This window comes from Vibrio sp. 10N.247.311.49 (assembly GCF_041467655.1).
Classification (GTDB): Bacteria; Pseudomonadota; Gammaproteobacteria; order Enterobacterales; family Vibrionaceae; genus Vibrio; species Vibrio crassostreae_C.
In genome coordinates, this window is record NZ_JBFSVA010000020.1 from 34675 (window position 1) to 48752 (window position 14078).

General features: G+C 45.5%; 13 protein-coding genes. 9 read left to right on the forward strand and 4 right to left on the reverse strand.

Annotated features, from left to right (window positions below; all coding sequences use genetic code 11):
• Nucleotides 1-229 precede the first annotated feature (229 nt).
• The gene (locus AB6E54_RS17395) at nt 230-778 is read left to right on the forward strand and encodes a carboxymuconolactone decarboxylase family protein (protein ID WP_017061666.1); all 549 of its coding nucleotides are present in this window, start codon (nt 230-232) and stop codon (nt 776-778) included.
• 114 nt (nt 779-892) lie between these two features.
• Here the strand turns inward: AB6E54_RS17395 and AB6E54_RS17400 are convergent, their stop codons facing one another.
• The gene (locus AB6E54_RS17400) at nt 893-2320 is read right to left on the reverse strand and encodes a PLP-dependent aminotransferase family protein (RefSeq protein ID WP_017064936.1); all 1428 of its coding nucleotides are present in this window, start codon (nt 2318-2320) and stop codon (nt 893-895) included.
• 124 nt (nt 2321-2444) lie between these two features.
• Here AB6E54_RS17400 and AB6E54_RS17405 point away from each other — a divergent pair, with 124 nt between their 5' ends.
• Nucleotides 2445-3344, forward strand: coding sequence for a DMT family transporter (locus AB6E54_RS17405; protein ID WP_102429238.1), 900 nt, complete (start codon nt 2445-2447; stop codon nt 3342-3344).
• A gap of 103 nt (nt 3345-3447) precedes the next feature.
• Here AB6E54_RS17405 and AB6E54_RS17410 read toward each other — a convergent pair whose 3' ends face one another.
• Nucleotides 3448-3873 carry a DUF3010 family protein gene (locus AB6E54_RS17410; RefSeq protein WP_017071370.1) on the reverse strand — a complete coding sequence of 142 codons (426 nt, stop codon included), beginning with the start codon at nt 3871-3873 and terminating at the stop codon, nt 3448-3450.
• Between the two features lie 259 nt (nt 3874-4132).
• Here AB6E54_RS17410 and AB6E54_RS17415 point away from each other — a divergent pair, with 259 nt between their 5' ends.
• A complete protein-coding gene (locus AB6E54_RS17415; protein WP_372106782.1) occupies nt 4133-5770 on the forward strand; it encodes a methyl-accepting chemotaxis protein in 1638 nt (545 codons plus the stop codon).
• A gap of 175 nt (nt 5771-5945) precedes the next feature.
• On the opposite strand, the gene AB6E54_RS17420 is transcribed toward AB6E54_RS17415, so the two are convergent.
• Nucleotides 5946-6293 carry a DUF3316 domain-containing protein gene (locus tag AB6E54_RS17420; protein WP_017076504.1) on the reverse strand — a complete coding sequence of 116 codons (348 nt, stop codon included), beginning with the start codon at nt 6291-6293 and terminating at the stop codon, nt 5946-5948.
• A 209-nt stretch (nt 6294-6502) separates the two neighbouring features.
• Here AB6E54_RS17420 and AB6E54_RS17425 point away from each other — a divergent pair, with 209 nt between their 5' ends.
• Nucleotides 6503-7372 (forward strand): LysR family transcriptional regulator, encoded by an 870-nt coding sequence (locus AB6E54_RS17425; RefSeq protein ID WP_372106784.1) that lies wholly within the window; start codon nt 6503-6505, stop codon nt 7370-7372.
• A gap of 114 nt (nt 7373-7486) precedes the next feature.
• On the opposite strand, the gene AB6E54_RS17430 is transcribed toward AB6E54_RS17425, so the two are convergent.
• On the reverse strand, nt 7487-9148 hold the full coding sequence (locus AB6E54_RS17430) for a methyl-accepting chemotaxis protein (RefSeq protein ID WP_372106786.1): 1662 nt from the start codon (nt 9146-9148) through the stop codon (nt 7487-7489).
• A 275-nt stretch (nt 9149-9423) separates the two neighbouring features.
• On the opposite strand from AB6E54_RS17430, the gene AB6E54_RS17435 reads away from it, so the two are divergent.
• The 5 genes from AB6E54_RS17435 to dgcA all read left to right on the forward strand — a co-directional run bounded on the left by AB6E54_RS17435 (nt 9424) and on the right by dgcA (nt 14013).
• Entirely contained in the window at nt 9424-9936 is a 513-nt protein-coding gene (locus AB6E54_RS17435; RefSeq protein ID WP_017061674.1) for an RNA methyltransferase, read from the forward strand.
• Nucleotides 9937-10023: 87 nt separating this feature from the next.
• Nucleotides 10024-10860 (forward strand): SGNH/GDSL hydrolase family protein, encoded by an 837-nt coding sequence (locus AB6E54_RS17440; RefSeq protein WP_372106787.1) that lies wholly within the window; start codon nt 10024-10026, stop codon nt 10858-10860.
• Nucleotides 10861-10979: 119 nt separating this feature from the next.
• Nucleotides 10980-11870 (forward strand): LysR family transcriptional regulator, encoded by an 891-nt coding sequence (locus AB6E54_RS17445; RefSeq protein ID WP_372106789.1) that lies wholly within the window; start codon nt 10980-10982, stop codon nt 11868-11870.
• A 91-nt stretch (nt 11871-11961) separates the two neighbouring features.
• Entirely contained in the window at nt 11962-12969 is a 1008-nt protein-coding gene (dgcN, locus tag AB6E54_RS17450; protein ID WP_102332208.1) for an N-acetyltransferase DgcN, read from the forward strand.
• A gap of 57 nt (nt 12970-13026) precedes the next feature.
• Nucleotides 13027-14013, forward strand: a complete 987-nt coding sequence (dgcA, locus tag AB6E54_RS17455) for an N-acetyl-D-Glu racemase DgcA (protein ID WP_102332207.1) — start codon at nt 13027-13029, stop codon at nt 14011-14013.
• Nucleotides 14014-14078 lie beyond the last annotated feature (65 nt).

The window sequence follows — 14078 nt, forward strand, 5'->3', positions numbered from 1 at the left end:
CAAAAAAATTGAGAAAAAGAGAAAGCCCATCAGGTGTTGCCTGTTGGGCTTTCTTGTTATGAACGAAGACATTCTTCTGGCTTCAATGTATAAATTGAACAACTGTTCAAAATAACACTTGAACGATCGTTCTTGTTTGATCTATATTGTTTTTACACCAACGGAGAACATTCATTAATTGCTCCGTGATTGAATAACTTTAGAACCGAAAATTGATAGGGATAGAGCAATGAGCAACTTCAAAATTCACTCAGTAGAATCCGCGCCAGAGCAAAGCCAACCTATTCTTGAGGGCGCTAAAAAGCAGATGGGCAGAGTGCCGGGCTTGTTTGGTGTGTTGGCTGAATCTCCAAACACACTTAAGGCTTACACTCAGCTTCATCAGGCGTTTAGTGACTCATCTTTCGATGCTGAAGAGCTAACGGTTGTTTGGCAAACCATCAACGTTGAACACGAATGCCACTACTGCGTTCCTGCACACACTGGCATTGCACATTCAATGAAGGTTGATCCTGCAATCACCGAAGCACTGCGTAATCGCACAGCTTTACCCACTGAAAAGCTGCAAGCCCTGCATGATTTTACGCTGAGCATGGTACGTAACCGCGGCAATGTGCCTGAAAGTGAAATGGCAGCATTTTTCGAAGCGGGCTACGGTCAGCAACAAGTGCTAGAAGTGATTCTTGGCCTGTCTCAGAAAGTGATCAGTAATTACGTAAACCACGTTGCTAAAACGCCAGTCGACAAAGTTTTTGAACAGTTCGCTTGGCAAGGGTAATCGTATTTAACTAACCATCGTATTTAAGCAACTCAAGATATTATAATGATGAAAGCCCCACTCAGTTGAATGGGGCTTTGTTGTTTTGGTCTAAATGGTAATTAGAAAGGTAACCTAACGCACGTGCTTAGCGATTATTTTCGCTAGTGTCACAACCCCTTCTTTCCACTCTTTGCTCTCTTCAATGTTGGCAACAGTAAAGCGCAAGCAGTGTTTATATTGGTCGTTGGTGCCAAATACTGTTCCGGGTAAAATCCCCAACTTATGCTTTAAACAGTCTTGATAGACCGCGTAGCTATCGACCGATTCAGGCAGTGTTATCCAGTTTAAAAAAGAGCCTTCCGGTTTTGATAGGTGGTATTGCCCGACAAGGTGTGGGTGGCTATCTAGTGCTTGTATTAACAGGCTTTGGAATTGCTTTTGGTTGGTTTGGTAGAGCCGTTTCATTTTGGATAAGTGGCTGCGATATTTACCGGTAGTGAGGAATTGCCCTACCGCGGATTGCATCAGGTTTGAGCTGCCCATGTTGTCGCATAAAAGGTACTTTTCGACTAAAGGTTGGTAGCGTCCCGACAATAACCAACCGATTCGCAAGCGTGAGTCTAAGGTTTTAGACAGTGAGTTGACGTAGATGACTCTATCTTGGTCATCAAGCTCTTTGAGGCTAGCGATTGGTGTATCGAACGCCAAGCTACCGAACACATCGTCTTCGATAATTGGTAAAGATCCGGTGATCTCCAGTAATGCTTTTCGATTCGCCAATGGCATTCTTGAGCCGGTTGGGTTAGTAAAGTTTGGCGTTAGCAGTAAGGTTTTTACTTCCCATTTGTCCAACGCGCTCTGCAGTGATGGAATGTCAATGCCATGGCTAACACTGCTCGGGATTTCTAAAGCTTGCAAGCCAAGTGATTCGAGCAACAATAAATTACCGAAGTAACAAGGTGACTCGACTGCCACGATGTCACCCGGTTTGGTGAGCGCACGTAGTGCCAAACTGATCGCCTGTTGAGCACCATGAGTAATCGCAATCTCTTTGGATCCCGCAGGTACGCCTAGATCATGGGTGATCTTTAACAATTGCTTTACTAATTGCTCGTCGCCGGGAGGTAATTGGTAATACCCAGGCAATTGAGTTTGTAATCGACTGTGGCGACCAATCTCGGCATACAAGCTACGAATCGCAGGGTTGTTTATGTTCGGGTGCGCAGAACCTGCCAACAGTTTCAGGCGGCCTTTCGGGCGAGAGAGTACCGATTTGGTGACAGATAAGAGGTCCACTTTTTGAGGTTGGCTTGGTGTATCCCAGCAGGTGGTGTTCGGTGTCTTTACGCGATAGCCAGATTTAGGTACCGAGTAAACCCAACCCGTTGCTTCGAGTTCTTGATAGGCTCGAATTACGGTATTTTTGCTTACGCCAAGCTGTTCGCTTAACTGGCGGATCGAGGGAAGGCGATCGTCTGGATGAAAAAGTCCTTTATCGATCTGAGCCTTAATATGTTGTTCGGTAGCAAGGTATTTATTGCCGCTGAGTTCTGCTTCCACGTGTTTCTCCCTCGTTGTACACTCTCAATCTGTAACCATTTAAAGTGTTATATCTGTATCTTTATTAGTTATCTGTACCCAACTAAGGTAACAGCATTGATGAAGAGTTGACCAGAGGTTTGTAATGCTGATTAAAATGATTCCGTTTGTGTTTGTAATATTGTGGTCGTCAGGTTTTGTCGGCGCACGTCTTGGTGTTGAATATGCCGAACCCGCAACATTACTTTCATTGAGGATGGTAGCCAACGTGGCGCTGTTCTTGGTTTTGATTGCAATCCTTAAGCGTCGTATTCCTCGTGGTCGAGCATTCTTCCACGCAAGTGTGGTTGGCATCTTGATTCATGGTTTCTACCTTGGTGGCACCTATCTGGCGATTGATATAGGTATGCCCGCCGGGTTGAGTTCTCTACTTGTTGGCTTACAACCGATTCTTACCGCATTGATTATGATCAGCTGTACTTCGCAGCGTTTTAATTTTGCACAGTGGTTGGGGTTAGCGCTTGGTTTTGCGGGTATTAGTTTGGTGTTGATGGGCAATATTGAATGGCAGTCAGACGACCAAAAAGGCTTGGCAACGTTATTGTGTTTGGTTTCTTTGGTGGGTATTACCTGCGGCACTTTGTATCAGAAGCGCTTCTGTCAGGGGACAGATATGGTCGGCGGTGCGATGGTGCAATATTTGGCTTCTGCCGCGTTGTTTCTGCCGTTCGCAATGCGTTACGAAACTATGCAAGTAAACTGGACGATAGAATTCACGTTGACTCTAATTTGGCTGGTGGTCGTTCTGTCTTGTGTTGCCATCCTATTGTTGCTTTACATGGTAGAGCACGGTGCATCTTCAAGTGTGGCTTCGGTCTTTTACTTGGTGCCACCGACGACAGCAATCCAAGCGTGGCTTATTTTCGGTGAGTCGTTCGACATGTATGGCGCGATGGGCTTTGCCTTGTCTGCTGCGGCGGTTTATTTGGTGGTGAAAAAGCCTGAGTTAATTAAGGCTCGTAGGCGAACAGTGTTAGAGCGGTAGTTTGTATACCAAACTCATCCTACTAAAAATCGATGACTAGAAACAAAAAAGAGCCTGAATATTCAGGCTCTTTCTATATAAAATATTGGCTAGCGACTTTTGATTAGCGTTTCATCAAGCAAGCGTAAGCCGTTGTAAACGGTGCTTCTTGGTATTGCTTAAGGCCAGTTTCTTTGAACTTCATCATAAGAGGGTTGCGCTTAAGGCTCTCCTTGATGTCAGCAGGTGATACAACGGTTACGTCTAGGCCGTCGATCAACTGAATTGCTGCTTCTAGTTTGAAGCCGAAGCCACCGCCAGCAAATTTGCCTTTAGTCTGACGTTGGCGAATTACAACTTTTTCTACTTGGTAATCTTCCATTAACTTTGCAAAAGAGAATTGAAAGTCTTTCATATTCTGTGTGTCGTTTGCGTCGCTAATCGCAACCTTAGAAACTCGGCAATCAGGAATGTTAAATACGCCGTCTGACAGAGAAAGAAGACAGATGACTGCATCGTTACCTTTGATTTCAACACCACAAATTTTCATGTTCTTACCTACTTATTTTAGAGCCCTACATTATGGTGTTATTTCTAACACTTCTCCAGTATTTGCGCGTATCAGCAGCAAATAAGTCTAAATCAGAGAGTATTTTAGTCGCCGAAAGTTAACCTTTGATTGAAAAAGCATCACACGAATTTACGGTATCGTTTGCTATGAGATGAAGCTCACAAAAGCTTAGCGGGATTTTATATGTGTGCTGTATATTGCGCGCGCATCCCTATTTTAAGTGTGGTTATTAATCCCAATGAATATCAATAATCTTTCGATTAAGAGTAAAATCGCGATCCCGCTGTTGGTGATTGTGATTGTTTTTTCTACCGTTACTGTGCTCAACGTTATCAGATCAAATGCTCAGGCTGCGATTAATAACGAGCTCAATAATGTGGTTCAGCCAGTGCTAGATAACCTAGAAGATGGCTACCGAGATACCTACCAAATTATCGCTTCGGCACAAGGTCTGTTGCTTGCGAAAGACCAAGCGGCGGTCGAGTACCAAAAGTTTGAATTTAAAGACAACGCTTACAAAGCGGTTCCTCGTTTTCAAAGTGTCGAAACCTTGTATCAAGCGGGCGTGTTGGACCCATCTTCACGTGGCGAGTTAGCAAAGCTTGTTAACGCGATGAGCAAGTGGGTGGCACTGCACGAGCCAATGTTCGCTGATCCAGCAAACGCAGACCAATACAATATTGATTACTCGCCAGCGCTTGACGCAGAGTTTGCGATCATTCGTACTCAACTGCGCGATATCCGAACTCTGATCGAATTGAAACAGAAAGAGCTTCGCCAGCAAGCCGATGACTCTATTGAATCGAGTAAGTTGATCATTGAAGTGGGTATGGCCGTTGCTGTTTTCGCTGCACTTTTCGCTATGTGGTTATCCAATCGGTTTATCGTTCAGCCAATCCAGAACGTAGAGAAAGCGATGAATGAGATCGCATCGGGTGACGGTAACTTGTCTCAACGTATGAAGGTCGAAGGTAATGATGAGATCGCTCGTTTAAGTTCTGCTTTCAACCAGTTTGTTGGCAAGATCCATGTCACCGTCGAACAAGTTATTTTTACATCGAATGCGGTACGCGCTGAGATGGAAAACATTAAATCGTTAACGCAAAGTGTTGCTGAATTTTCATCGAACCAACAGCGTGAAAGTGAAGTAGTCGCGGCGGCGGTTCATGAGATGCAAGCAACCAGTGAAGTGGTGAGTGGTAATGCATTAGATGCGGCAACCGCCAGTAATGTTGCCAATCATGAAGTGGAATCGGCAGACACCACGCTTGGCTTGACCGTGACTTCGATTGAACGCCTTGCGCAAGATATCGAGAACGCGGGCGGTGTTGTTCAAGAGCTGGACACAGACGTGAAGAACATTGCCTCAATCCTTGGTGTGATCAAAGGCATTGCAGAGCAAACCAACCTACTTGCTTTGAATGCGGCTATTGAAGCGGCACGAGCGGGTGAACAAGGCCGTGGCTTTGCGGTTGTGGCTGATGAAGTTCGAGCGCTTGCGAGTAAAACTCAAGACAGCACTGGCGAAATCCAATCAATGATTGAACGCTTAGAAGTGGGTGCTAAACACGCGGTTGGTGTGATGACTGAAAGCAAAGTGAGTGGCGAGAAAACCATTGTTCAAGCAGGAACTGCAGCATCTTCATTGAGTGAGATTCGTAACTCAATTGGCAAGATGAATGACATGAACACACAAATTGCTGCGGCGGCTTCGCAACAGTCTCAAGTGTCTGAAGAAGTGAATAAGAATGTTCAACGCATCGCTGAAAGCACCATGCAAATGGTTGAGATGGCAAGCAGCGCAGAAAATGCATGTATGGCATTGGCTGAACAGTGTGAAGCGCTAGATAGCCTTGTGTCTCAGTTTGAAGTGTAATTTTCAAAATTAGACAGACGAATATGAGCTGATAATGGTTGCTCGTATTGAGTCCCATTAATCAGCGGTGAACGACAAAAAAGCCCGCACTCTATGAGTGCGGGCTTTCTTTTTGACTAGGTGATCAGTCTTTTGACTAGGTGATCAGTTTTTAGACCTGATCAATCATTCGGTGTTAGCTGCTGCGACCGTCTTTGTATGTGTAACGGTAGTCCACTTTTACGTTCGCTTGGTAATGAATGTCACCGCTCATGTTAGTGATTTTCTTCACTTCCATATTCGCGTCATCAATCTTGAACGAATCGTATTTGGTTGTCTGTTGGAACTGTGGCAGTTCTCTTGAAAGCTCAAAAGGTGTTTTTGCGCTTAACTCATCCATAAGGTTGGTGCCTGCATCGTATGCTTCCGCTTCAGTAACAAATGTATCAGATTTTAGCGTTGTTTCTTGAATTGTTGTTTTAGTTGCTGCAAACGCAGTGGTGCTGAGTACAAGAGTTGATGCAAGTATGATTAACTTCTTCAAAGGGATACCTTACTTTGTTGTACCAGTGTTTTAGAGATTCTCACCCTAGCAATAGGGGATGAGGTTAATGTTAGGACAAAAATATGGTTCTGTAAGGGAATGACTATAGGTGCCGAAGATTAATGCACAGCGCATATCAAGCAAGGTGACACTGATATCTAACTTCAATACACTGTATGGGTAACCAAAGTTCAGCATAAGGTAAAGGCATGGCCAATTGGGAAGGGGTAAGTGAGTTTGTTGCAGTGGCAGAGCGTGAAAGCTTTACTGGTGCGGCGCAGAAGCTCGCTACGTCGGTGGCTCAAATCAGTCGTAGAGTAGCAAACCTCGAAGAACGACTCGCAGTGAAACTGCTCAATCGAACGACTCGAAAGGTGTCTCTTACAGAGGCTGGGCAACTCTATTACCAACAATGTAAGTTGTTGGTCGAAGGTTTAGAAATTGCTGAGCTTGCGGTCACGCAGATGCAATCCACACCCAAAGGCTTACTGAAAGTCACCGCGCCTGTGACTTATGGTGAGCGCCAACTCGCCCCAATACTGCATCAATTCTTAAAGCTTCACCCGCAAGTAGAGCTTGAGCTGATGCTGACCAATCAAAAGCTCGATCTTATCGATTCGGGTGTTGATGTTGCGATTCGTCTTGGCCGCTTGGAAGATTCAAGCCTTGTGGCAAAGAGGCTGTCTCAACGCCAACTTTATGTATGTGCAAGCCCTGAATATATTGAACGTTATGGCGAGCCGCATACATTATCAGAATTAAATAATCACCAATGTTTAGTCGGTGGATTTGAACATTGGCGTTTCAAAGAAAATAGACGCCCTCGCTCAGTTCGTGTTAATGGGCGAATTAGGTGTAACAGTGGACTAGCCTTATTGGACGCCGCTAAACAGAGCATTGGCTTGGTTCAACTGCCAGAATATTACGTGAGTGAAGATCTAGAGTCGGGAGAGTTGGTAGAAGTACTATCCGATTATCGAGACGACAAAGAAGGGATATGGGCGCTTTATCCTCAGAACCGCAACTTATCTTCAAAGGTTCGCTTGCTGGTGGACTTCCTGTCTGAGCAATTGGATTAGTGTATGGCTTAAAACCTCCACCGATAAAAACGGGCTTCAGAATAGAGATTCTGAAGCCCGACGTGTTTTAGGATTAATTATCGTTTGATTACGGCTTACTAGACCGAAAATGTATTAGACGGTGAAGCGATCCACCAAGTGATACAGCTCATTTGCACGACTGTTGAGGTTTTGGCTACCTGTACGGTTTTGATTCGCGAGTTCTGCCGATTGTGAGCTTTGGTCAGAAATCACCACGATGCGTTGAGATATTTCTTGTCCTACAATATTTTGCTGTTCAGTGGCTGTCGCAATAAGCGAGTTCATGTCCATGATAGTATCAATCGACGCTTGGATCTTCGCCAGTGCTTTGGCTGCGGCATTCGCTTCTTCCACGGTTTGCGCACTTCGGTTTTGACTTGAATCCATCGCTTTCACAGCAGCATCTGAGGCAGCTTTAAGTTGCTCAATCATCTTGTGAATGTCGCCAGTGCTTTCTTGAGTACGGCTTGCCAGTTTACGAACCTCATCGGCAACCACAGCAAACCCACGACCTTGTTCGCCTGCACGTGCAGCTTCAATCGCGGCATTCAACGCGAGTAGGTTAGTTTGCTCGGCAATGTCTTGGATGACCGCCAACGAAGAGGAGATATTCTGCACATCACCTTCTAAACGAGACACGACAGTGTTGGCTTCTGATACTTCGCTCGCTAGGCCTGCCACCGAATCTGCAGCGGCGTTTACTATCTGTTGCGCTTCTTTGGCATTGCCCTCTGCAAGTTTAGCGGAATCCGCCGCTTGGCTAGCGTTGCTCGAGATCTCTTGCGCCGTTGTGGTCATTTCAGTCATCGCCGTTGCAACTTGTTCAGTCTCTTCACGTTGCCCAGTAGCAATCTCGTCGACCTGCGCAGCGCGAGAAGACATGCTAGATGTCTCGGCTACGACTTGCTGACCGACATCGCTTACGCTGCGAATGATGGTTTGAAGGCTTGCCACGAAGGCGTTGAAGTTCTCGCTGAGCTTAGTGAACTCAGGCGCTTTAAATGTTTCCATTCGAGCGGTTAAATCGGCTTCGCCACTCGCGAATGCGCTGATTGAACGATCAAACTGCTCGAGTGGTCGCATGATTGTGCGGTTGACGGCAACGGCAAACGCAGCAACTACTAGGGCAATCAAACCACAGAATATAGCGATCGCCGTCAATGAGCTTTGTAACGCGACATTCGAGCTCTCTTTCATCTCTGCGATTACAGCATCGATGTCGTCAGTATAAAAACCTGTGCCTAGCATCAAGTCCCACTGGGGAACGAATATCGAGTAGCTCAGTTTCGGTAGAGCTTCTGATTGACCAAGTTTTGGAAAGTAGTAGGTGGTGAACTCACCAAGCTTTGAGTTCTTGATCAAGTCACGAATCAGGTAGTTGCCTTTTTTGTCTTGCAGGTCGTAGTAGTTTTTACCAATGCCATCGTTATTTTGCCCAACAACTACTCGAATGCCTTTAGAGTCGTAGCCAAAGATGTAGCCAGACTCGCCATATTCGAGAGTTCTTAATGTCGGTAAGGCTTCTTCTAATGTTGCACCTCTTTCCAAGAACGGGCTAATAGAAGATTGAGCCATTTGCAGATACGCTTTAAGTTCCTTTTCTTTCATCGCCATCATATTGCTACGCGTCGATTCTACTTGTTGTGCGGTTAGCTCGGTGCTCTTCATATACGTCACGCTCATCATCCCAATTGCCATCAGTAGCAGTGGAATAAAAGAGAGAATATAAAGGCGGTTTTTGATGGTTAGGGTCATGTCACGCTTCCTGTGTGATTGTCTCATGCAATTTTCAACACATTATTAATGTGGTTTCAAAATGTAAATGGGCTTGTTGTTTAATTGTTATCCTAGAGTGTTTTTGTTTTATAAATATGATGACGGTTAGGTTTTTGGGGTGAGAAGCCTTGCAACTAGAGGCTTAAGCGCGAAAAAGTGAGTTTGTATCGATGCTTTTGAATTCGACGCTGCTTTGTTAGAATGCGACGCTTTGTAGCACCCTGCTATGTCTATTCGTTAAGTGAGAAAGATTCATGAACAAAAGCCATGTGACTATTGGTTTAACTAACCCAAAGAGCCCGACAAACGTTGGTGCTGTTATGCGTGCGGCTGGTTGTTACCAAGTCGACGAAGTTAAATACACAGGGCAACGCTACGAAAAAGCCGCAAAATTCCACACCGATACTAAGAGTGCTGCGCGTACTATCCCGTTGACTGGTGTTGAGTCGTTTTTAGACAATCTTGATCCAGAAACTAAGATCGTTTGCGTAGAACTCGCAGAAGGTGCAACACCACTACCGCGTTTTAAACACCCAGAAAATGCCATTTATATCTTTGGCCCTGAAGACGGCTCTATTTCTCAAGATGTCGCCGACAGAGCCGATCATGTTGTGTACGTACCAACAGTTGGCTGCATGAACTTGGCAGCGACAGTGAATGTGCTGCTTTACGATCGTCTTGCTAAATCTGATGAAATGGATGAGAGCAACGAACTGATTAAGAAAAGCCGTGATAACCGTAACCATCTGCTAATCAAAGAAAAGTAATTCTCTGCTTCTAGTGTTATCTATCCCGTACGCAATCGGATATTATCTTGAGTTCATCATCAGATAATTGAAGGGTTAGATAACACCATGGAAGACAAGCAATTACTTGCCGCGCTACAGCAACACTCTGTCCTCGATCTCTATCAGTTATTCCAAGAAGTTGGTCAAAACCGCTCTTTGTATGCATTACTAGAGAGGTTATCTTCCCTTAAAGAACATCATCAACTGAGTACTCGTCTTAGCCCTTTTAAGCCTCATATCGAAGGATTGCTAGCTCAATTTGATAGCGCCACGCCAGATAGCGAGATCCTCAAGGCAGTCGCTCTTCAGTCTGAGATTCAGCAACGAGGCCACAGTATGAGTCGTTACATCATGACATCAGATAACCATCGCCATTTTTCCCCAAGTGCAGACCTAGTCATGTTTGGTGATTCGATCACCGAATGGGCCCCGTGGGCGGATATTTTCCGCGATGTCTCGATGGTCAATCGCGGCTTAGCGGGTGACACCACAACTGGTATGTTGCGCCGTATTGATACCACGTTGAATGTGAAACCAAAGCTTGTATGTTTTATGGCAGGGATAAACGATTTAGCTCAGGGGTATGATGTTGAACATATCTACCAGAATTACATTGATATGCTTAAGGTGTGGCAAGAAAACGATATTCGAATCTTGGTGCAATCAACGCTTTATGTTGGCTCTAAACTGCAAGGTTTGAATCCTTCGGTTGAACTGCTCAATAGCAAGATAAGCGAGTACTGTTCTCAGCAAGGCATTGCATTCTTAGATGTGAATTCTGTATTGTCACCTAATCAGCTTTTGTCGAATGAGTACTCATGTGATGATTTGCATTTGAATGCCAAGGCTTATCAAGTTTGGGCTGAGGTGCTTCAACCTGCGATAGCTGAGCTACTAAAGTAGACTCACGCAAATAAATAGAAAAATAGACAGCTAATTAAACAGATAGACCGTTAACCAGCTTAGCTAATACAAGAAAAGCCAACCCCTAGATTTGTTTCGCGAACCATAAGGACATCAATGTGAACTTAAGACAGTTGGAAGTCTTTTACGCCATCATGCAAACCGGAACCGTATCTGGAGCCGCACGTAATCTACATGTGTCGCAACCTAATGTGACTCGTATTCTGGCGCACACTGAGCAACAACTTGGGTTTGGTTTATTCGAACGTGTTAAAGGGCGATTAGTGCCAACGGTAGAGGCCCAAACCTTGTTACCTGAAGCAGAAAAAGTGTATCAGCAACTGGGTCAGTTTCGATCTTTGACCAACAAAGTTAAGCAAGGCCATCAGCATTTACGTATTGGTGCGCCACCGATTCTGGCGACCAAGTTGCTGACGCAAGTGATTGCTCAAATGTCTCGCGAACAAGAGCTCTCTTTTGAGTTGCTGACAGCAAACCGTGATGAACTGTGTGCTGGGTTGTTAAAGCATGAGCTTGATATTGCTATCGCGTTTGGCGATGAAGCACCGCCTGCGATATTAAGTGAAACGCTATTAACCGAATCGCTCAAGGTTTTGGTTCCATCCAATACGGTTGAGCAGTTACCGGCAGAATTAACGCTAGATGAGCTTATCAATTATCCGCTCCCAATCATCGGGCTTGATAGCCGCGATCCATTAGGCCTCCTGTTACATCAAAGCCTTATTGCACGCGATGAGCATTATCACCACCCGATATCTGTACGTGGGTATAGCGCTGCGGCGGAACTGGTGAAGCACCAAGCAGGATTTGCGATTGTTGACCCGTGGACGGCAGATCAGTATCAAAATGACGATGCGGTTTGTGTGTTGCCACTTCAACCAGATATTCAATTCTCGGTATCGATGCTTTGCGCAGAGCACACCCCTCAGTCAATTTCCGTTAAGCAATTTATCGCTTCATTGAAGATCTATACTCACCCTATAACTTAAGGTTATAGGCTCGCCATAAATAGGTATTCGGCAGCTATCTAATTCCTAATTAAAGTAAATCCATACAAGGATTTATTAATTAGGAACACTCATGTCTATCGCTCAACCTTACCTTCTTTTTCTTGGGGATGTTACTGACCCACTCGCCGCAAAAACAGCTCGCGGTATTCATCAATGGCGACCAGAAATCTGCCTAGGTCAACTGCGTTTAACGGGTGATACCGTTTCACTGGGCTTAACGGATATGACCCTGCAAGAGGCGCAAGCGCAGGGCGCGAAGACGCTAGTGATTGGTACCGCAAATCCGGGTGGTGTTATTCCTGATTCTTGGCAGTCAACCATTATGGCCGCTGCAGAAATGGGATATGAGATTGCATCTGGCATGCACCAACGATTGAGTGAATTTTCACCGCTTGCTGACATGCAGCAACAAGGATTGACTAAGCTTCATGATGTACGCCATTTTGACGGTGTTCTTAATGTTGGTAACGGTAAGCTTCGTCAAGGTAAGCGCCTGCTTACTGTCGGAACTGATTGCTCAGTAGGCAAAATGTTCTCGGCATTAGCGATTGAAAAGTCGCTTAAACAAGCGGGAACATCTGCTCAGTTTAAAGCGACAGGGCAGACCGGTATTTTGATTGAAGGCAGCGGAATTTCGATTGATGCGGTGGTTGCGGATTTTATTTCCGGCGCGGTTGAAGCGATTAGCCCCGATTTTACCGACCACGAGTGGGACATCATTGAAGGGCAGGGTTCTTTGTTCAACCCTTCGTTTGCAGGCGTGAGTTTGGGGTTATTACATGGCGCACAAGCCGATGCTTTGGTGTTGTGCCATGAAGTCGGGCGACCACATATTCGTAACCTTCCTCATGCTCAATTGCCAAGCATAGAACAGACGATTGAAGCCAACTTACAAGCGGCACGACTGACGAATCCAGATGTGAAATTGGTTGGTATCTGCTTGAACACTTCGGCAATTAGCATTGAAGACGCTGAGACATTATGCCAAGAATGGACCACACTCTATCAAGTGCCCGTGACGGACCCTGTGCGTTTTGGTGTACAACACATTACTGATCATTTGCGACATTCACTTTAACGACTTCATCATTTCTACGTTTCCATTTGTTAAAGCGAACATCAACCGAGTGAAATTATGAAGATTACAGCAGAACCCATTACTATCGCGATGCAAACGCCTTTTCGCATCTCTCGTGGCAGCCGAACCGAGTGTCACGTTGTTCGTGTCTACATTGAACATGATGGCAAACAAGCTCAGGGAGAGTGCACCCCTTACCCACGATACGGCGAGTCATCGGAGTCTGTGTTAGCGCAAATCCAACAAGCGTCTAGCGCACTTGAAGGTATGTTTGAGCGAGGTGTTACCGATCCGGCAGAGCTAAGAGATCATCTTCAGTCTTTATTGACCGGAGGGGCAGCGCGAAATGCGGTCGATTGTGCGCTTTGGGAGCTTGAAGCCAAACAACATGACCAGGTCTTCCCAAATAGCCTGTTTGAGTTACCGAATCAAATCGTGACAGCCATGACCGTCTCGATTGGTACGCCAGAAGCGATGGCGATTCAGACTCGAGACTATGTCGCAAATGGAGCGAAACTCTTAAAAGTGAAGCTTGATGGAGAGCAAGTGGTAGAGCGTGTTCGCGCGGTACGAGAAGCTGCGGCAGATGTTCAGATTGTACTGGATGCTAATGAAGCGTGGACGGGGCTGAATCTCGAAGAGTTGTTTAATCAACTAACAGAGTTTGATATTGCGATGATCGAACAACCTCTTCCACAGCAGCACGATGCGTCACTGGCACACATCAATCACCCGATCCCACTGTGTGCTGATGAAAGCTGTCATACCACTTCACAGCTCTCATCGCTGTTGGGTAAGTATGAAATGGTCAACATCAAACTCGATAAAACGGGCGGTTTGACTGAAGCATTGGTTCTTGCAGAAGAAGCCCAAAGGCTAGGATTTACGTTGATGTCTGGTTGTATGCTCGGAACTTCTTTGGCGATGCGTGCAGCTTTGCCTATCGCCGTTCAATCTGAAATTGTCGACCTTGATGGCCCAGTCTTACTTGGCCAAGACGTTTCTCCTGCTCTGACTTATCGCGATGGGATGATTATTCTCTAAGTTCGTTGAGCTTCGGGTTAGTCGATGGGCATGACATAAATGAAATCGCATGAGTGAAAGCTTGT